This is a genomic window from Bradyrhizobium sp. BRP23, assembly GCF_020194135.1.
Classification (GTDB): Bacteria; Pseudomonadota; Alphaproteobacteria; order Rhizobiales; family Xanthobacteraceae; genus Bradyrhizobium; species Bradyrhizobium yuanmingense.
The window spans coordinates 317624-337359 of the sequence record NZ_JADYVW010000004.1; the positions used below are offsets into that span (position 1 = coordinate 317624).

Annotated in this window: 17 protein-coding genes; 11 read left to right on the plus strand and 6 right to left on the minus strand. The window is 64.8% G+C overall.

From position 1 onward, the window contains the following. Nucleotides 1-56 precede the first annotated feature (56 nt). The 9 genes from I6F24_RS13145 (at nucleotide 57) to I6F24_RS13185 (ending at nucleotide 8747) form a co-directional block, all read left to right on the plus strand. Nucleotides 57-197 carry a hypothetical protein gene (locus I6F24_RS13145; RefSeq protein ID WP_162130831.1) on the plus strand — a complete coding sequence of 47 codons (141 nt, stop codon included), beginning with the start codon at nucleotides 57-59 and terminating at the stop codon, nucleotides 195-197. A 122-nt stretch (nucleotides 198-319) separates the two neighbouring features. Further along, on the plus strand, nucleotides 320-844 hold the full coding sequence (locus I6F24_RS13150; protein WP_225149282.1) for a prepilin peptidase: 525 nt from the start codon (nucleotides 320-322) through the stop codon (nucleotides 842-844). Between the two features lie 129 nt (nucleotides 845-973). Further along, nucleotides 974-1771 (plus strand): Flp pilus assembly protein CpaB, encoded by a 798-nt coding sequence (gene cpaB, locus I6F24_RS13155; protein ID WP_036021604.1) that lies wholly within the window; start codon nucleotides 974-976, stop codon nucleotides 1769-1771. Then, the gene (locus I6F24_RS13160) at nucleotides 1768-3258 is read left to right on the plus strand and encodes a type II and III secretion system protein family protein (RefSeq protein WP_085971991.1); all 1491 of its coding nucleotides are present in this window, start codon (nucleotides 1768-1770) and stop codon (nucleotides 3256-3258) included. The genes cpaB and I6F24_RS13160 overlap by 4 nt, the downstream gene beginning before the upstream one ends. A 20-nt stretch (nucleotides 3259-3278) precedes the next feature. Then, entirely contained in the window at nucleotides 3279-4013 is a 735-nt protein-coding gene (locus I6F24_RS13165; RefSeq protein WP_035998073.1) for a CpaD family pilus assembly protein, read from the plus strand. Then, a complete protein-coding gene (locus tag I6F24_RS13170) occupies nucleotides 4010-5278 on the plus strand; it encodes an AAA family ATPase (protein WP_035998070.1) in 1269 nt (422 codons plus the stop codon). The genes I6F24_RS13165 and I6F24_RS13170 overlap by 4 nt, the downstream gene beginning before the upstream one ends. 21 nt (nucleotides 5279-5299) lie before the next feature. Beyond that, complete coding sequence (locus I6F24_RS13175; RefSeq protein WP_035998067.1) at nucleotides 5300-6769, plus strand: CpaF family protein; 1470 nt, start codon at nucleotides 5300-5302, stop codon at nucleotides 6767-6769. A gap of 16 nt (nucleotides 6770-6785) precedes the next feature. Then, a complete protein-coding gene (locus tag I6F24_RS13180) occupies nucleotides 6786-7763 on the plus strand; it encodes a type II secretion system F family protein (protein ID WP_057028159.1) in 978 nt (325 codons plus the stop codon). Between the two features lie 9 nt (nucleotides 7764-7772). After that, the gene (locus I6F24_RS13185; protein WP_036021591.1) at nucleotides 7773-8747 is read left to right on the plus strand and encodes a type II secretion system F family protein; all 975 of its coding nucleotides are present in this window, start codon (nucleotides 7773-7775) and stop codon (nucleotides 8745-8747) included. Nucleotides 8748-8795: 48 nt separating this feature from the next. Here the strand turns inward: I6F24_RS13185 and I6F24_RS13190 are convergent, their stop codons facing one another. Then, complete coding sequence (locus I6F24_RS13190; protein ID WP_036021589.1) at nucleotides 8796-9623, minus strand: tetratricopeptide repeat protein; 828 nt, start codon at nucleotides 9621-9623, stop codon at nucleotides 8796-8798. A 96-nt stretch (nucleotides 9624-9719) separates the two neighbouring features. After that, nucleotides 9720-11225: a metallophosphoesterase gene (locus I6F24_RS13195; RefSeq protein ID WP_225149283.1), complete on the minus strand. Its 1506-nt coding sequence runs from the start codon at nucleotides 11223-11225 to the stop codon at nucleotides 9720-9722. A gap of 450 nt (nucleotides 11226-11675) precedes the next feature. Between I6F24_RS13195 and I6F24_RS13200 the strand changes: the two genes are divergently transcribed. Both I6F24_RS13200 and I6F24_RS13205 read left to right on the plus strand, forming a co-directional pair. Continuing rightward, entirely contained in the window at nucleotides 11676-13049 is a 1374-nt protein-coding gene (locus I6F24_RS13200) for a leucyl aminopeptidase family protein (protein WP_036021585.1), read from the plus strand. Next, nucleotides 13042-13896, plus strand: coding sequence for an NlpC/P60 family protein (locus I6F24_RS13205; protein ID WP_036021583.1), 855 nt, complete (start codon nucleotides 13042-13044; stop codon nucleotides 13894-13896). Before I6F24_RS13200 ends, I6F24_RS13205 begins: the two co-directional genes overlap by 8 nt. A gap of 7 nt (nucleotides 13897-13903) precedes the next feature. Here the strand turns inward: I6F24_RS13205 and I6F24_RS13210 are convergent, their stop codons facing one another. From I6F24_RS13210 to I6F24_RS13225, 4 genes are read right to left on the minus strand one after another with little or no spacing between them, the layout of a single operon-like run. Continuing rightward, nucleotides 13904-15541 (minus strand): ABC transporter ATP-binding protein, encoded by a 1638-nt coding sequence (locus I6F24_RS13210; protein ID WP_036021581.1) that lies wholly within the window; start codon nucleotides 15539-15541, stop codon nucleotides 13904-13906. 4 nt (nucleotides 15542-15545) lie between these two features. Next, nucleotides 15546-16724 (minus strand): ABC transporter permease, encoded by a 1179-nt coding sequence (locus tag I6F24_RS13215; protein WP_036021579.1) that lies wholly within the window; start codon nucleotides 16722-16724, stop codon nucleotides 15546-15548. Further along, nucleotides 16724-17833 carry a microcin C ABC transporter permease YejB gene (locus I6F24_RS13220; RefSeq protein ID WP_035998032.1) on the minus strand — a complete coding sequence of 370 codons (1110 nt, stop codon included), beginning with the start codon at nucleotides 17831-17833 and terminating at the stop codon, nucleotides 16724-16726. Before I6F24_RS13220 ends, I6F24_RS13215 begins: the two co-directional genes overlap by 1 nt. Before the next feature lie 2 nt (nucleotides 17834-17835). Further along, nucleotides 17836-19722, minus strand: a complete 1887-nt coding sequence (locus tag I6F24_RS13225; protein WP_036021593.1) for an extracellular solute-binding protein — start codon at nucleotides 19720-19722, stop codon at nucleotides 17836-17838. Nucleotides 19723-19736: the final 14 nt, after the last annotated feature.

A 19736-nucleotide genomic window follows, 5' to 3' on the forward strand; every position in this document is an offset into this window, starting at 1 on the left:
AAAGCCCCGGACCTCCGGGGCGTTTGTTTTTCTGAAGACGGCGAGTTCCAGTGGCGTTGCACGAGTTCAGAACCGATGCCGCGGTCGCGGCGCACGAGGCGGAAGCGGCGCAGGCCGGCTCGTCGGTCTATTGGATCTGCCTTGCGCTGCTGGTTGCGACGGTCGCGCTCGCCGCACGTATTGCCAGCTTCTGGTGAAAGCGCGTTCGTCGGCCGAGGCCCCGGCGCGCCCGTGCCTCCGTTGTCGGTTTGTTTAGCATCGCGCGCTAGCATCGCCCGAAGCAGCTCCCGCGACAAACCCAGGCCTCAAGACGCAGCCCATGATTCTCGACTTTGCGCGCCTTCTGCTCTTCCCGGCCCTGATGGCGTTCGCCGCCGCGAGCGATCTCTTCACGATGACCATCTCGAACCGCGTATCCCTGGCGCTGGTGGCGGGCTTCTGCGCGCTCGCCCTCGCCGGGGGCATGGCACCTTACGAGATGCTGAGTCATGTCGGCGCCGGTGCGCTCGTTCTGGTCGTGGCCTTCACCTGCTTCGCCATGGGCTGGGTGGGCGGCGGCGACGCCAAGGTCGCGGCCTCCGTCGCGCTCTGGTTCGGCTTCCCACATCTGATGAACTTCCTGCTCTACGCCTCGCTGTTCGGCGGCGCGCTGACGCTGCTCCTGCTGCAGTTCCGGCAGTGGCCGCTGCCTTACGGGCTGGCAGGACAGGCCTGGCTCGCACGGCTGCACGCCAAGGAGAGCGGCATTCCCTACGGCATCGCGCTCGCGCTGAGCGCGCTGATGGTCTACCCGGAGACCGAATGGGTGAAGGCGATCGACCTCGCTCGCCTCGCGCTGCGCTGAACGCCCCGGGTAAACCCGGCGTTAAGGCGATTTAGATACGCCTCATTAACCATGCTTTGACGAATAGCTGGTCAACTGCCGATCACGGCGGCGGCAGCGTCGCGGCGTATTGTTGGAAAGTTGAAGCGTATGAATAGGGCACGCATTGTCGTCCTGACGGTCGCCATCTGCGCCGGCGGCGTCGCCGCGTACCTGGCGAGCGGCTCCGACAATTCTGCGCCGCCTCCGGTTCCGGTCGCGCAGCTGCCGACCGTCGACGTCCTTGTGGCCAAGAACGATATCGGCCTCGGCCAGACTGTGAAGCCCGAAGACGTGCAATGGCAGACCTGGCCGACCGCGACCGCCAGCGCCACCTTCATCCGACGCAACGAGCGCCCCGACGGTGCGACCCAGGTGACCGGCTCGATCGCGCGCGCGCCTTTCATCCAGGGTGAGCCGATCCGCGACCAGAAGCTGGTCAAGGCCGAAGGTTCCGGCTTCATGGCGGCAATCCTGCCCACCGGCATGCGGGCGATCTCGACCGAGATCTCGCCGGAGACCGGCGCGGGCGGCTTCATCCTGCCCAACGACCGCGTCGACGTCCTGCTCACCCGCCGGCTCAAGAACCCGGATCAGAGCAGCGGCGCTCCCGACATCGTCACCTCCGAGATCATCCTGGCCAATATCCGGGTCCTGGCCATCGACCAGGCACCCAAGGAGAAGGACGGGCAGAACGCGGTGATCGGCAAGACCGTCACCCTCGAGCTCAATCCCGCGCAGACCGCAACGCTCTCCGCGGCTCGTCAGAGCGGCACGCTGTCGCTAGCGCTGCGCAGCATCGTCGACGTCAAGATGAGCGAGATCACGCTCGATGACTCCGCGCAGAAGCGCGACGGTGTCTCAATCATTCGCTACGGCATTCCAAGTCAGACGGCTAAGGCACGATGAAGACAGTCGACATCAAATACAGGGCAGATTCGGCGACGATGCGGACCTCACTGGTCCGCGCCCTGTCGTTTTCGGCCGCCCTCGCGCTGGCGCTCAACCCGGCGATCGCCCCGGCGGTCGCCGCCGATTACCGCCCTGTGCCGCAGGCCGCGGCGGACGGCCAGATCAACGCGCGTTTCCTCTCGCTCGGCATCGGCAAGTCGGTCGTGATCGACCTGCCGCGCGACATCAAGGACGTGCTGGTCGCCGATCCCAAGATCGCCAATGCGGTGGTCCGCTCCGCACAGCGCGCCTATATCATCGGCGCCGCGGTCGGCCAGACCAATATCGTGTTCTTCGATTCCGCCGGGCAGCAGATCGCGGCCTACGACATCGCGGTGAAGCGCGACCTCAACGGCGTGCGGGCCGCACTGAAGCAGGTTCTGCCCAACTCAGACATCCAGATCGACGGCCTGGGCGACGGTATCGTCCTGTCCGGCACGGCCGCCAACCCTATGGAGGCGCAACAGGCCAACGAGCTCGCTGCGCGCCTGGCCGGCGGCGTCGACAAGGTGGTGAACTCGATCGTGGTGCGCGGCCGCGACCAAGTCATGCTCAAGGTGACCGTTGCCGAAGTCGCGCGTACGATCGTCAAGCAGCTCGGTATCGACCTCACCGCCAACCTCAACTACGGCACATCGGTGGTGAGCTTCAGCAACTCCAACCCGTTCACGGCCCTCGGCCGTAATCTGGTGGATGGCAACAATCTCACTGCGAGTTTCGGCGCGACGCCTTCGGTGCAGGCGACCCTGCGTGCGATGGAGAGCGCGGGCGTGATCAGGACGCTTGCCGAGCCGAACCTGACCGCGATCTCCGGAGAGTCCGCCACCTTTCTCGCCGGCGGCGAATTTCCGGTGCCCGCAGGTTATTCGTGCGATCCCGTCACGCGCGTCTGTACCACTCAGATCAGCTTCAAGAAGTTCGGCATCTCACTCAACTTTACGCCTGTGGTCCTGAGCGAAGGCAAGATCAGCTTGCGGGTGATGACCGAGGTCTCCGAACTGTCCAATGAGAATGCGATCACGCTGTCGCAGGCGGTGACCTCGAACACGGTCAACTCGCTGACGGTACCCTCAATCAAGACACGCCGCGCAGAGACTTCGCTGGAAATTCCGTCCGGCGGCGCGATGGCGATGGCCGGCCTGATCCAGCAGCAGACCAAGCAAGCTGTCAACGGAATGCCGGGGCTGATGCAGCTCCCGATCCTCGGCACGCTGTTCCGCAGCCGCGACTTCGTCAACAATGCAACCGAGTTGGTCGTGATCGTGACGCCCTATGTGGTCCGCGCGGTGGCGCCGAAGGACCTGTCGCGGCCGGATGACGGCTTCGCCCCGCCTGCGGATCCGCAGGCGCAGCTGATCGGCAATATCAACCGGATCTACGGCGTGCCGGGCCGGACCGAAGCGGCCAAGAACTACCGCGGCACCTACGGCTTCATTACCGACTGAGGCGGAACGGGGATTTCACGATGATCACGAGACCACCCCAGCTTCGCAAGCGCGCCATCAGCCTCGGTGGCGCGCTCATCGGCCTCGCGCTCGCGGTCGGGGGCTGCCAGCACGACGAAGTCCTCACGGCGTCCATTCCCGACGACTACAAGCAGCGCCATCCGATCGCGGTCGAGGAGCAGAATCGCTCGATCGTCGTCTTCGTGGGTCATGCCCGCGGCGGATTAACCGCGGCCCAACGCGCTGACGTGATGGGCGTGGCATCGGCGTGGTTGCAAGAAGGCACCGGCGCGATTCGCATCGACGTGCCTTCCAATACGCCCAATGCTCGCCCGGTCGCCGATACGATGCGTGAGATCCAGGCGATGCTGGCGGCGGCAGGCGTTCCGCCGCGCGGCGTCAGCCTTCACCCCTACCAGCCGCAAGACAAGCGCTTCCTCCCCCCGATCCGGCTCACCTATTCCAGGATTGCCGCAGTCGCCGGTCCCTGCGGCCTGTGGCCGGAAGACATCGGACCCTCGATGAAGAACAAGCGCTGGTTCGAGAACAAGGACTATTACAACTACGGCTGCGCTTATCAGCGCAACCTCGCGGCCATGGTCGACAATCCGTCGGATCTTGAGCAGCCGCGGCCCGAAACTCCGTCATACACGCCGCGGCGCATCACCGGGTTCGAGAAGTATCGCAAGGGAACGACGACGGCGACCACCTATCCCGAGGCCGACAGGGCCAAACTCAGCGACACCGGCAAATGATCAGTTACGCGCGCCAGACACACGAAGAGCAGCCGGCAGCAGCTCCTCCGCCGGTCGAGGAGCATATTGCGCCCGCGCCGCGCGTCTCGGTTCAGGCCTTCTGCGAAACCGTGGAGACGGCCGCCGCGGTGCAGTCGGCCGGCGAGGATCGCCGTCTCGGCAAGGCTCACCTGAAGATCCAGATGGGCGGCATGGCGGCCGCGATCGAAGCCTACCGCTCGGCTCCCACGCCGAACGTGATCGTGCTCGAGAGCGACGGTCGCAACGACCTGCTGGGCGGACTCGACCAGCTCGCCACTGTCTGCGATGCCGGCACCCGCGTGGTGGTGATCGGCCGCATCAACGACGTCACGCTCTATCGCGAGCTGGTGCGCCGCGGCGTCAGCGATTACGTGCTCGCGCCGGTCGGCGCGATCGACGTCGTACGCTCGATCTGCAACCTGTTCTCGGCCCCCGAAGCCAAGGCAGTCGGCCGCATCATCGCCGTGGTCGGAGCCAAGGGTGGCGTCGGGGCTTCGACCATCTCGCACAACGTCGCGTGGGCGATCGCGCGAGACCTCGCGATGGACGCCGTCGTCGCCGATCTCGACCTCGCCTTCGGCACGGCCGGGCTCGACTACAACCAGGATCCGCCGCAGGGTATCGCCGACGCCGTGTTCTCGCCTGACCGCGTCGACACCGCGTTCATCGACCGCCTGCTGTCAAAATGCACCGACCATCTCAGCCTGCTGGCGGCGCCTGCGACGCTCGACCGGGTTTATGATTTCGGCACTGACGCTTTCGATGCCGTATTCGACACGCTGCGCTCCACCATGCCCTGCATCGTGCTCGACGTTCCGCATCAATGGTCGGGCTGGACCAAGCGCGCCTTGATCGGGGCGGACGACATCCTGATCGTGGCCGCCCCGGACCTCGCCAATCTGCGCAATACCAAGAACCTGTTCGATCTATTGAAGGCCGCCCGCCCCAATGACCGGCCGCCGCTCTACTGCCTGAACCAGGTCGGCGTGCCGAAACGGCCCGAGATCGCCGCCGCGGAGTTCGCCAAGGCAATCGAGAGCCAGCCGGTCGTCTCGATCCCGTTCGAACCGCAGATCTTCGGCTCGGCGGCCAACAACGGCCAGATGATCGCGGAGATCTCCGCCAACCACAAGTCGATCGAGATGTTCCTGCAGATCGCCCAGCGCCTGACCGGCCGCAGCGAGACCAAGAAGCAAAAGTCGTCCCTGCTTTCACCTCTGATTGAGAAGTTGCGGGGAAGATAAGCCGCCGCATGGAGTTGTTAAGTGTTCGGTAAGCGTAGCGGAACAGACACCGACCTTCGGGCACCCAAGCCCGGCGCCGTGTCGCTCGAGCCTGCCCCGGCTCAGGCGCCGACGGTTTCGCGCGCTCCGCCTCCGCCGGCCGTCGCCTCGCCGCCGCTTGCGCCCGCCAAGGCTCCGCCACCTCCGGCCATGGAGAGCCGGCGTTCGGACAATTATTACGAGGTCAAGGCGACCATCTTCGGCGCGCTGATCGAGGCCATCGACCTCGCCCAGCTCGCCAAGCTCGATTCGGAGTCCGCGCGCGAGGAAATCCGCGACATCGTCAACGAGATCATCGCGATCAAGAACATCGTGATGTCGATCGCCGAGCAGGAGGAGCTGCTCGACGACATCTGCAACGACGTCCTCGGTTACGGCCCGCTCGAGCCGCTATTGTCGCGCGACGACATCGCCGACATCATGGTCAATGGCGCCAACACCGTCTACATCGAGGTCGGCGGCAAGATCCAGCGTACCGGCATCCGCTTCCGCGACAACCAGCAGCTTCTCAACATCTGCCAGCGCATCGTCAGCCAGGTCGGCCGGCGCGTCGACGAATCCTCGCCGATCTGCGACGCGCGCCTCGCCGACGGCTCCCGTGTCAACGCCATCGTGCCGCCGCTGTCGATCGACGGCCCCGCGCTCACCATCCGCAAATTCAAGAAAGACAAGCTGACGCTGGATCAGCTTGTCAAGTTCGGCGCGATCACGCCGGAAGGCGCCGAGATCCTTCAGATCATCGGCCGCGTCCGCTGCAACGTGCTGATTTCCGGCGGTACCGGCTCGGGCAAGACGACCCTGCTCAACTGCCTCACCAACTACATCGAGCACGACGAGCGCGTCATCACTTGCGAGGACGCCGCCGAGCTCCAGCTGCAGCAGCCTCACGTGGTGCGGCTGGAAACCCGTCCGCCCAACATCGAGGGCGAGGGCCAGGTCACGATGCGCGAATTGGTGCGCAACTGCCTGCGTATGCGTCCCGAACGCATCATCGTCGGCGAGGTCCGCGGACCCGAAGCCTTCGACCTGCTGCAGGCCATGAACACCGGCCATGACGGCTCGATGGGCACGCTGCACGCCAACAACCCGCGCGAGGCGCTGTCGCGCTGCGAATCCATGATCACGATGGGCGGCTTTTCCCTTCCGTCGCGAACAATTCGCGAGATGATCTGCGCCTCGATCGACGTCATCATCCAGGCCGCGCGCCTGCGCGACGGCTCCCGCCGCATCACCCACATCACCGAGGTGATGGGCATGGAAGGCGACACCATCATCACCCAGGACATCTTCCTCTACGACATGGTCGGCGAGGACGCCAACGGCAAAATCATCGGCCGGCACCGCTCAACCGGCATCGGCCGTCCGAAGTTCTGGGAACGCGCCCGTTATTACGGCGAGGAGAAGCGCCTCGCCGCGGCGCTCGACGCGGCGGAAGTCGCGCCGAAGACGTGAGCAGATTGGCAGCGCCATGAACATGCAGGTCCTCGCCCTCGCCTTCCTCGCCACCGCAGCAGTTGGTGGCATCGCCTGGGTATTCCTCTATCCGGTGCTGTCTGGGGAGCGAAAGGCGGAAAGCCGCCGTGCCTCGGTCGCGCGCGCCGAAGCGCCCACGGCCCGGCAGGCCGAGAAAACCCAGCGCTCGCGCCGCGAGCAGGTCGAGTCCACGCTGAAGGACCTCGAGGCGCGGCGCGCCCAGGAGAAGAGCGCTCCGCTCAGCGTCCGCCTGTCGCAGGCCGGGCTCGACTGGACGCCGCAGAAGTTCTGGACCGTGTCCGCCGTGGTGGCCGGCGTTTTTTTCGCGGCCGCTATGTTCGCGGGCGGCGGCCTGATCGGCGCCGCCGGTCTTGCCTTTGCCGGCGGCTTCGGCCTGCCGCGCTGGGCACTCGGCTTCCTCAAGAAGCGTCGCGAAACCAAGTTCCTGGCTGCACTGCCCGACGCGGTCGACGTGATCGTCCGCGGCATCAAGGCAGGCCTGCCCCTGTTCGAATCGATCAAGGTCGTAGCCGCCGATTCGCCCGAGCCGCTGCGCAGCGAGTTTCTGGCCATCATCGAGACGCAGGCGATCGGCATGCCGCTGGGCGAGGCCTGCGCGCGGCTTTACGAGCGCATGCCGCTGCCGGAAGCCAATTTCTTCGGGATCGTGGTGTCGATCCAGCAGAAATCGGGCGGCAACCTCTCCGAAGCGCTCGGTAACCTCTCCAAGGTGCTGCGCGACCGCAAGAAGATGAAGGAAAAGATCCAGGCGATGTCGATGGAAGCCAAGGCCTCGGCCGGCATCATCGGCTCGCTGCCGCCGATCGTGATGTTCCTGGTCTATCTCACGACGCCGCAATACATCTCGGTGCTTTGGACTCATCCCACCGGCCAGCTGATGCTGGTCGGCTGCGTCGTCTGGATGTCGATCGGCATCCTGGTGATGAAGAAGATGATCAACTTCGATTTCTGACGGTGTTGCATGGTCGAATTCCTCGTCTCGAAACTGCACGACGTCCGTTTCATGACCATGCTGCTCGCGGCGATCGCCGCGAGCGCCACCGTCTATACGCTGGTGATGCCGTTGTTCGCCGGCGAGGGCCTCTCCAAGCGCATGAAGGCGGTGGCGAGCGAGCGTGAACGCATCCGGCAGCGCGAGCGTGAGCGTCTCAACAAGAGCGAGAAGGTTTCACTGCGCCAGACGCCGAAGCAACTCGTCTCCAAGGTGGTCGAGGACTTCAACCTGACCAAGTGGCTCGCGCAGGAGGCTGCGCGGGACAAGCTCATCATGGCGGGTTACCGCGGCCAGGCGCCCTACATCACCTTCCTGTTTGCCCGCATGGTCGCCCCGATCGTGTTCTTGATCGGCTCGGCCCTCTACGTGTTCGTGATCGGAAACATGCAACAGGCGATGCCGATCAAGATCGGCATCTGTATCGGCGCCGCCTATCTCGGCCTCCAGGCGCCGATGCTGTTCCTCAGGAATGCGATCTCCAAGCGCCAGCTCTCGATCAAGCGTGCGTTTCCCGACGCGCTCGATTTGCTCCTGATCTGCATCGAATCGGGCATGTCGGTCGAGATGGCATTCCGGAAAGTTGCGACCGAAATCGTGGGCCAGTCGATCGCGCTGTCGGAGGAGTTCACCCTGACCACGGCCGAGCTGTCCTACCTGCAGGATCGCAAGGTCGCCTATGAGAACCTGGCACGGCGCACCGGGCTCGAGGGCGTCAAGTCGGTGTGTCTGGCGCTGCAACAGGCGGAACGATACGGCACTCCGCTCGGCCATTCCCTGCGCGTCATGGCGCAGGAAAATCGCGACATGCGCATGAACGAGGCCGAGAAGAAGGCGGCCGCGCTGCCGCCGAAGCTCACGGTGCCGATGATCCTGTTTTTCCTGCCTGTGCTGTTCGTGGTCATTCTCGGACCCACCGCCATCAAGGTCACCGAGATGCAATGAGCCGGGCTGGACCGTACGGTCCGCCACCAAGGCCAGGAAGTCAGATGATCAGCCGGGCTGGCTCAGCGAAGCGACCGGCGTCCGCTTCGGCGCGCCGCGCGGGGCCTCGCTACGGCTCAGCATCTCCTTGAGATAGGCGACATTGGCCGCAGCTTGGTCCGGCGGCAGGTCCGCCTTGACGATGGTCTCCGCCTCCGCGAAGCGGCCCTGCAGGCCGACGACCAAGCCGAGATTCTGCCGGACCCGGGCGCTGGCACGCGGCGAGGCATGCGCCTGCCGCAGCGCCTCTTCCGCCTTCGGCAGCTCTTTCGACAGCATGTAGGACAGGCCGAGGTTGGAGAGCACGCCGGGATCACCCGGTGCGATCTTGAGCGCGCTCGCGTAATAGGATCGCGCCTCCTCATGACGGCCCATCTGGTCGAGCGCGGTGCCCTGCACCGAGAGCAGGCGCCAGTCCGGATTGTCGGGCGAATGCGCCTTCGACAGCACGTCGAAGGCCTGCTGGAAATTGCCGTTGTCGGCGAGTGCGCGGCCGTACTGGGCAAGCAGCGCCTTGTTGCCGGGGTTGGCGATCGTCGCCTGCTCGAGCACGGCGGCGGCCTGGGCGCGCTGGCCGTTGGCACGCAAGGCCTGTCCATAGGCGAGCGCGGCGTCGGCATCTTTGGGATTGGCGCGGTAGCGCTCGCCATAGGCTTCGACCGCACGCGCCGGATCGGTGGGCGCGCGATCGGCGGAGGCCGCGTCCGCCCGGGGGCCGACCGAGCCCGTCACCTCCGAGAGCTTCGACATCGCCGTGCAGCCGCCGAGGCTCATCGCCACCGTCGCGACCAGCGACGTCGAAGCAAGTAGCCGGGTAAGCCTGATCCGTTGACGCATGACGCTTTGACTCTCGAGCTGCTCGATCGAGCCGAACGTGTCAGCAGTAGAATGTTAACCCTAACGGCCGGTTAACAGCGCTCAGACGCGCTTCTCTCACGCCGGCGATGGTTGCGGCGGCGCTTTGCCGCCGAGGCCGAGATCGGGGCCGAGCGCCTGCACCTGCTGATCCAGCTCCAGCAGCAGTTGCAGCCTCTGCCGCCCTCGCCGCTGAACGTCGACACCTTCAGAAGGCAGCCGCGGCACCTGACGCAGGAAGTCGTTACAATTGATCAGGCCTCTCCCGTAGAGCTCATCGAGCTGAGCGCGATCGATGCCGAGCACGTCAGCGGATTGCTCGATCAATCGGCCGAGCAACGTTTTCACCGCGGCGAGCGCGTCGCTGTCGAATCCCGGCCGGGATCTCGCGGCCTTACGCTCGAGCTCCGCCCAGGCATGGGCCGAGACCATGTAGGTGTAGAGCGCTATCGCCCAGTTCGGCTCCGCCTCATCGTAAAAGCTGCCACGCATGAACAGCCGGCGGACGATCGCCGCGACCTGGTCGCGTTTCAGTGTGCGGGACGAGGCCGCCTCGATCGCCGACTGGACGGCCGGATCGCGCGAAAAATCCCGCCCCGCCGGCAGCCTGATGACGCCGCCCGGCAGGTTGGAATCGAGCGGCCTGAAGGCCGCATCGTTGCGGAGCCTCGTATAGCGGGTGATCGCGAAGCGGTGCTCGTTGCGGCCGGTATGGGACGCGGGGCCGAAATGGACGAGGTTGAAACCGGCATCGTCGCCGGCTTGCCCGGTCGAGGACGGACAGGAGAGCACGTAGATCGTGCGCCAGAACGCCTCACCGCTCTCGCTCGACGTCGCACGCGGGTCGGGGATGGAATAGCGGGTCAGCCCCTCGACATGGCGATGACCGTGCAGAACCAGATCCACGTTGAGCGAGGTGGCGGCCTCGAGGAAGGTCGCGGGTGCGGCGAGATACATCAGCGGCTCGTCCGGCATGCCTAGAAAGCGCTTTCCTTCGCCGGTGGCCTGCGGCAGTGGGTGATGGTGCAGGGCCAGCACACGAACCAGATTTTCCGCCGGCTCGGCGTAGTCGGCGCACCCGGCCGAACCGATGCTTCCCGCGACCTCGGCGCTCAGCCGGGCGGAATCGGCGACCATCGCCTTGTAAGCGCTCTCGTCGATCTTGCCGCTCGCGAGCGCCTTCAAGTTGGCGCGATTGGAATCGAGCAGCACCAGGTCGAGGCCTGCCTGACGGTAATAGACATTCTTCGCCGTCCGCGGCAGGTGCAGGTAATCGTAGGCGTCGTGACGGCCCGCACGCTGGCTCGGCCGCTTGACGTCGTGGTTGCCTGCCACGGCTTGGATGTCGGTGAATAGCCCCGTCTGCCGGAAGCATGCGATGACGGCGAGCGCCTCGTCGAGCGCGCGCGGCGTTGGGTCGTCCACCAGATCGCCCGTGATCAGCAGGATGCGATCGGGAACATTCGCGGCAGCCGCCATCTTCTCGCAAATCGCGGCCCTGAGCGTCTCGATGGCCGGAAGCAGCCGGCCCGACCCGTCCAGATGCAGGTCGGAAATCTGCGCAACAACGAACGATCTATCCATTTTGCGCCGCTCATCTGCATATGCTGCGCCGCCCAAACAATGAGAAAAATGCTTCGACGAGCAGATTCAGCCGTATCGACCCAACCTGGGCAGGCACCATACCGCCGCGTGTCTGCGTTCGGGCTCATGCAGAACAAGCGACACAATCTAAAATGTTCGTCGATAATGCCACAACCTAAGCGCTAGTAAAGCCCTGCGGCCGTGGCGTTGCGAACGGCAGCTCTCGGCGTGAGATACGAGATTTGTCCGCGGACGGTTTCGTCGCGCCCGGTCGATATTCGATCGTAAGCCGCTTGCAGATCTCGTCGAGCGCATCGAACCGCATGCCCACCTTGCGGCGAGTAGCGGCTCGCTGAACGGTGACGGCAAAGCCGATTGCAGCGGCGGCCAAACTCTGCGAAGTCTCGTCCGTTCGCATGACTCGCCTGAACTGACGATCCGGACCCGCCAATGCCTTCTGTCTTCGAGACGTCATCCACCGCCACCCCGATCACCTTCGTCACCAAATCGAGCTGGGATCAGGTCGCCGAGACGCTGCCGCCGCCGCAACGCCAGTTCGCGCGTGCCAGCGCCTTCGCCGCCAAGCCGGGCAGCTATCTGGCGCTGCCCGCGACCGACGGCACCATTGCGCAGGTGCTGTTCGGGCTCGAGGAAGAGGATGCAAGATCGCGCGACCTGTTTCGGCCCGGCGCCCTGCCCGGCCTCTTGCCGCCCGGCACCTATCGGTTTGCCAATGCACCGCACGATGCGCGGCTGGCCGCGCTCGCCTTCGCATTGGGTTGCTACCGCTTTGCCCGCTACCGCAAGGCAGATCGTCCCGAGATCCGGCTGGTGCCGCCTGACAGTGTCGACGCGGCCGAGATCGATCGGATTGCCGATGCGGCAATGCTCGCGCGCGACCTCATCAACACGCCGTCCAACGACATGGGCCCGGATGAGCTCGCCGCAGCCGCGCAAGCGCTCGCCGCCGAGTTCGGCTCGAGCTTTTCCTGCACCGTCGGCGAGGAGTTGGCGAAGAACTTTCCGCTGATCCACGCCGTCGGCATGGCCTCCAGCCGCGCGCCACGGCTGATCGACATCGTCTGGGGCGATCCTGATCATCCCAAGGTGACGCTGGTCGGCAAGGGCGTCTGTTTCGACACCGGCGGGCTCGACCTGAAGCCGTCGAGCGGCATGCTGATCATGAAGAAGGACATGGGCGGCGCAGCCAACGTGCTGGCGCTGGCGCGCATGGTGATGGATGCGAAGCTGAAGGTGCGGCTGCGCGTGCTGATTCCGGCGGTGGAGAACGCCGTCGCCGGCAATGCCTTCCGCCCGCTCGATATCTTCACCTCGCGCAAAGGGATCACCGTCGAGATCGGCAATACCGACGCCGAAGGCCGCCTCGTTCTCGCCGACGCGCTGGCGCTGGCCGATGAGGAGAAGCCCGATCTGCTGATCGACCTGGGCACGCTGACCGGCGCGGCCCGCGTCGCACTGGGGCCGGATCTGCCGCCGTTCTACACCCATGATGAGACGCTGGCTGCCGACCTCGCCCGCTGCGCGATGAGGGAGAACGATCCGTTGTGGCGCATGCCGCTGTGGCCGCCCTACGATGCCTGGCTGGACTCCAAGACCGCCACCATCACCAATGCACCCTCGGGCGGTTTCGCCGGCTCGATCACCTGCGCGCTGTTCCTGCAACGCTTCGTCGAGCACGCCAAGAGCTGGCTCCATGTCGACATCTATGGCTGGACGCCGTCGGCGAAGCCGGCGCGGCCCGAGGGCGGCGAATGCCAGGCCGCACGCGCCATCTACGCACTGCTGAGCGAGCGCTATGCCTGATCCAGGACACGACCCGAGGCTGACGCCGGCGCGGGGCGACCTTGCCGCCAAATATCTCGAAGGCAAGGTCGAGGCGCAGCGCTTCGTCGAGGGTGACGAGTTCGAGGTCGTCGAGCCGATCGCGCCCATACGCGAGCAGCCGTCCTCGAACGCGACGTTGATGACCGAAGCGCTGCGCGGCGAACGCGTCACCATCTACGACCGCAACGGCGAGGGTTGGGCCTGGGGCCAGCTCAGTAGCGATGGCTATGTCGGCTGGCTCCCGGATGCGGCGCTCGCAAAGCCGTCGGCCGCCCCAACGCACGTGGTCGGCGCACTGCGGACGTTTGCGTTCCCCGGCCCCTCGATCAAGCTGCCGCCGGCCGACACGCTCGTGATGGGATCGAAGCTTGCCGTGGCGCGCGAGGACGGCAGCTTCGCCGTGACGCACGACGGCAGATATCTGCCGAGAACGCATCTCATCCCGCTCGATCATCGCGAGCCGGATTTCGTCGCGGTGGCCGAGCGCTTCGTCGGCACGCCCTATCTCTGGGGCGGCAAGAGCAGCTTTGGCATCGATTGCTCCGGCCTCGTCCAGCTCTCGCTGACATCAGCCGGGATCGGCTGCCCGCGCGACAGCGACATGCAGCTCGCCGGTCTCGGCCGCACGCTGGAGCCGCATGAGCGGAGCAGCTCGCAGCGCGGCGATCTGATCTTCTGGAAAGGTCATGTCGCCATCGTGCGCGACGCCACCACCATGGTTCACGCCAATGCGCATCACATGGCAACGGTGATCGAGCCGATCGAGCCGGCGATCGCGCGGATCAAGGCGGCTGGCAGCGAGGTCGTCGCGATCAAGCGGCTCTGACGGAGCGCTACGTCGCCACCGCCCCGTTCCCGGCCGTCTCCAGCCGGAACGCGGCCGCGAACAGCGCTCGGGTGTAATCCGTCTTCGGATTCCTGAACAATTCGGCCGCCTGCCCCTCCTCGACCACCTTGCCGCCGCGCATCACGATGAGGTGGCTGGCGAGCGAGGCGACGACACGCAAATCGTGCGAAATGAACATGTAGGTGAGCTCGCGCTTGCGCTGGAGCTCGCGCAACAGATCGACCATCTGCGCCTGGAACAGCATGTCGAGCGCGCTGGTCGGCTCGTCCAGCACGACGAAATCAGGCTCCAGCACGATCGCGCGCGCGATCGAGATGCGCTGACGCTGGCCGCCGGAGAATTCGTGCGGATAGCGGAAGCGCGTCTCCGGATTGAGTCCGACATCCTCGAGTGCCTTAACCACGCGCGCCTCGCGTTCCTCGCGCGAGAGCGCCGGCTGATGCACGGACAGGCCCTCGGCGATGATGTCGGCGACCGACATGCGCGGTGAGAGCGAGCCGAACGGATCCTGAAACACGATCTGCATGTCGCGCCGGAAGGGACGCATCTCCTTGAAGCGCAGGCCCTGGATGTCGTTCCCTAAGAACACGATGCGTCCGTTCGAGGAGATCAGCCGCAGCAGCGCCAGCCCCAGCGTGGTCTTGCCCGAGCCGGATTCGCCGACCACGCCGAGCGTCTCGCCCTTGCGTACGGCGACACTGACCCCATCGACCGCCTTGATGTGACCGACCGTTTTGCGCATCAGGCCGCGCTTGATCGGGAACCAGACTTTTAGGTCATTGGCCGACATCACCACCGGCGCATTCGGCTGCGGCGGCGCCGGATCGGGCTTGGGCTCCGCCGCGAGCAGGTCGCGTGTATAGGGATGTTTCGGGGTCTTGAAGACCTGCTCGACCGGACCCTGCTCGACGATCACGCCCCCCTTCATGACACAGACGGTGTCGGCAATGCGGCGCACGATGCCGAGATCGTGGGTGATGAACAGCAGGCTCATGCCGAGCCGCGCGCGGATCTCGGCGAGCAGCGCCAGGATCTGCGCCTGCACGGTGACGTCGAGCGCCGTGGTCGGCTCGTCCGCGATCAGAAGGTCCGGCTCGTTGGCGAGCGCCATCGCGATCATCACACGCTGGCGCTGGCCGCCGGAGAGCTGGTGCGGATAGCTGTTCAGCCGCGTCTCTGGATCGGGAATGCCGACCTGGGTCAAGAGCTCCAGCGTCCGCTTGCGGGCCTGCGCATTGCTGGTCGGATTGTGCAGCTGGATGATCTCGCCGATCTGCGCCTCGATCGTGTGCAGCGGATTGAGCGAGGTCATCGGCTCCTGGAAGATGATGGAGATGTCGCTGCCCCTGATCTCCCGCATCTGCTGCTCGGACTGGTCGATCAACTCCTGGCCCTTGAAGCGGATGCTGCCGGAGGGATGGGAGGCATTCGGATACGGCAGCAGCTTCAGGATCGAGAGTGCGCTGACCGACTTGCCGGAGCCGGACTCGCCGACCAGCGCGACGCATTCGCCGCGCTTGATCTGGAACGAGACCTTGTCGACCGCGAGCGTGGTGGCGCCGCCCTGGTGAAAGGCCACCGAGAGGTCGCGAACGGCGAGCAGGGGCTGGTTGATCGCATCCATGGCCTTACCTGAACGTCTTGCGCGGGTCGAAGGCGTCGCGCACGGCTTCACCGATGAAGATCAACAGCGAGAGCATGATCGCGACCGAGAAGAAGCCGGAGAAGCCGAGCCACGGTGCCTGCACATTGGCCTTGGCCTGCGAGAGCAATTCGCCGAGCGAGGGCGATCCCGGTGGCAGGCCGAAGCCGAGGAAATCGAGCGCCGTCAGCGTCATCACCGAGCTCGATACGATGAACGGCAGGAACGTCATGGTCGCGACCATCGCGTTCGGCAGCAGGTGGCGGAACATGATCAGAGGATTGGAGACGCCGAGCGCACGTGCCGCCTGGACGTATTCGAAATTGCGCCCGCGCAGGAATTCGGCCCGCACGAGGCCAACCAGCGAGACCCAGGAGAACAGCAGCAAGATGCCGAGTAGCACGAAGAAACCGGGCACCAGCACCGAGGACAGGATCAGGAGAAGATACAGCGATGGAATCGCGGTCCAGATCTCGATAAAGCGCTGGAAGATCAGATCGACCCAACCGCCGAAATAGCCCTGCACCGCACCCGCCGCGATGCCGATGACCGACGAAACGATGGTGAGGCAAAGGCCGAACAGCACCGAGATGCGGAAGCCGTAGATCAGCCGCGCCACCACGTCGCGGCCCTGATCGTCGGTGCCGAGCCAATTGTATTCGAGATCGCGGCAGCTCTTCAGTCCCTTCTTCTCCACCACCGGCTTGCACTGCTTCTCCGTCAGCATCCAGGTCGGCGGCGACGGCGCCGGCGTCGGCAGATCGAGATTGTGGGTATCGTAGGAGTAACGGATCAGCGGCCAGACGATGCTGCCGCCCTTCTCCTTGATCAGCTTCTGCAAGTAGGGGTCACGATAGTCGGCCGCCGTCTCGAAATCGCCGCCGAACGTCGTCTCCGAATAGGTGACGAAAGCCGGCCAATAGAGACGGCCATCGAACTTGATCAGGAAAGGCCGATCGTTCGCGATCAGCTCGGCGAACAGCGAAATCACGAACAGGCCGATGAAGATCCAGAACGACCAGTAGCCGCGGTGGTTCGCCTTGAAGTTCTGCCACCGCCGCCGGTTAAGCGGCGATGGAGCGAACGGCTTGCGCGTGATCGGAACGGCATCGCCGAGCGGCGACTTCGCTGTGGTCTCAATCGGCGTCGGCGCGGTGATCGTCATCAGACCTCCCGCGCTTCGAAATCGATCCGGGGGTCGATCCACATATAGGTCAGGTCGGAGATCAGGTTGATCACGAGGCCGACCAGCGAGAAGATGTAGAGCGTGCCGAACACCACGGGATAATCGCGATTGAGCACGCTCTCGAAGCTGAGCAGTCCGAGCCCGTCCAGCGAGAAGATGGTCTCGATCAGCAGCGAGCCGGAAAAGAAGGCGTGGATGAAAGTGCCGGGGAAGCCGGCGATCACGATCAGCATCGCGTTGCGGAAGACGTGGCCATAGAGCACCCGGTTCTCGCTGCAGCCCTTGGCGCGGGCGGTCATGACGTATTGCTTGCGGATCTCATCCAGGAACGAGTTCTTGGTCAGGAACGTCATGGTGGTGAAGGCACCTAGCCCCATGGCGATCAGCGGCAACGTCAGATGCCAGAAATAATCGATGATCTTCCAATACCAGGGAAACTGCGACCAGCCGTCCGAGGTCAGTCCGCGCAGCGGGAACCAGTTGAAGAAGGAGCCGCCGGCAAACAGGATGATGAGGAGAATGGCGAACAGAAAACCGGGGATGGCATAGCCGAGCACGAGCACCGTCGAGGTCCAGGTGTCGAACCGCGCCCCGTCGTTCACGGCCTTGCGAATGCCGAGCGGGATCGAGATCAGGTAGGTCAGAAGTGTTAGCCAGAGGCCAAGCGAGATCGAGACCGGCAGCTTTTCCTTGATGAGCTGCAGAACGCTGACGTCGCGAAAATAGCTCTTGCCGAAATCGAAGCGGGCGAAGTTCCACACCATCAGCAGGAAGCGTTCCGGCGCCGGCTTGTCGAAGCCGAACTGCACTTCCAGCTTCTTGATGAAATCGGGGTCGAGGCCCTGCGCGCCGCGATATTTCGAGTTGACGGAATCGCCGCCCGCACCGACCTGTCCCGGCGCGCGCTGCGCAAAATCGCTGCCGCCCGATATGCGCGAGGTGCCGCCGGTGTCGGCGCCCGAGAGCTGCGCGATCACGCGTTCAACCGGGCCGCCCGGCGCGAATTGCACCACGACGAAGGACACGAAGAGGATCCCAAGCAGGGTCGGAATCATTAGCAGGAGGCGGCGGGCGATATAGGCGCTCATGGCTATTTTGCCTGCTCGAGCTTGGCCGCCTTGGCGGGCTCATACCACCAGATGTCGGGCGCGCCGACGCCGTTGGCATAGCGCGGCAGCTTCGGCGGATGTCCGAACTGATCCCAATAAGCCAGCCGGTGCGTCTTGTTGTACCATTGCGGCACCCAATACCGGCCGGCGCGGAACAGGCGATCGAAGGCGCGGCAGGCGACGGTCAGGTCTTCGCGGCTGTCGGCCGCCATGATCTTCTCGATCATGGCGTCGATCGCCGGACTGGCGACGCCAGCCAGATTGTACGAGCCCTTGGTGTTTGCGACCTGCGAGGAGAAGAACGCGCGCATGGCATCGCCTGGCGTCGCCGACATGCTGAAGCGCTGGATGGTCATGTCGAAATCGAAATCTTCCTGCCGGGCTTTGTGCTGTACGGCATCGACGAGGCGCACGCTCGCTTCGATGCCGAGCGTCGCGAGATTCTTGATGTAAGGCGCGTGGTGCGGCTGGAACGAGGGCTCATCCAGCAGGAACTCGATCTTGAATGATTCGCCGTTCGGCAGCACCCGCTTGCCGTCCTTGATGGGCACGCCGGCCTCGGTCAGCAATTGCTGCGCCTTGCGGAGCAGGCTGCGGTCCTGTCCGGAGCCGTCGGAGGCCGGCGGCGTGAACGGCGCCGCGAACACCTCGTCAGGAACCTGGCCGCGAAACGGCTCCAGCAGCTTCAGCTCTTCCGGCGAAGGCGGCGCATTGCCGGCCATCAGGTCCGAGTTCTGGAACGGCGACACCGTACGAGCGTAAGCGCCGTACATGATTGTCTTGTTGGTCCATTCGAAATCGAAAGCGTTGATCAGGGCCTCGCGCACGCGGGGGTCTTTGAATTTGTCGCGCCGCGTATTGATGAACCAGCCTTGCGCACCGGAGGGCGTATCGTCGGGCACGACCTCCATCTTGACTCGGCCTTCCTTCACCGCGGGGAAGTCATAGCGCGTCGCCCAGATGCGCGAAGTGAACTCCTCGCGATAAAGATAGCTCTTGCCGGTAAAGCCCTCGAAGGCGACGTCGCGGTCGCGATAGAATTCATAGCGGACGACATCGAAATTATAGCTGCCGCGGCAGGGCGGCAGATCAGCGGCCCACCAGTCCTTCACGCGCTCGAACTCGATGTAGCGATTGACCTCGAACCTGCCGACCCTGTACGGGCCCGAGCCGAGCGGAATCTCCAGCGACGATTCATCGAACGGGCGGGAGGCGTAGTACGCCTTCGAGAAGATCGGCAGGCTGGCGACATAGAGCGGCACGTCGCGTGCACGCCCCTTGGCGAAGGTGACGACGAGCGTCGCATCGTCGAAGGCTTCGGCACTGACCATGTCGCGCATCTGCACGGTGATCAGCGGATGCCCCTTGGTCTTCAGAGTCGTCAGCGAATAGGCTGCATCGTGGGCGGTGAGCCTGGTCCCGTCGTGGAATTTCGCCTCGGGTCGCATCGCGAAGCGGTAGACCAGCTTGTCCGGCGATATCTGCACGGATTTGGCCGCCAACCCGTACATTGCGTCGGGCTCGTCAGCTGCGCGGATCATCAGCGGCGAGAACGTCATACCCATACCTTGTGCGCCGTCGCCTTTCAGGATGAAGGCGTTGAGCGAGTTGAAGGTCTGGTAGGACTGATTGTAGGCCCGCACCGACGGGATTAGCGAGAACGTGCCGCCTTTCGGCGCGTCGACATTGACGTAATCGAAATGACGGAAGTCGGCGGGATATTTGAGATCGCCGAATGCCGACATGCCGTGCGCCTCGGTCGCCGCTTCCGATGCTCGCGCGCTGCGCAGCAGCGGCGCGCCGACGGACGCCCCGAGGGCGCCGCCAACACCCAGGACCAGCACATGGCGGCGTGACATCTGCGTCATGCGGGGATTGTCCT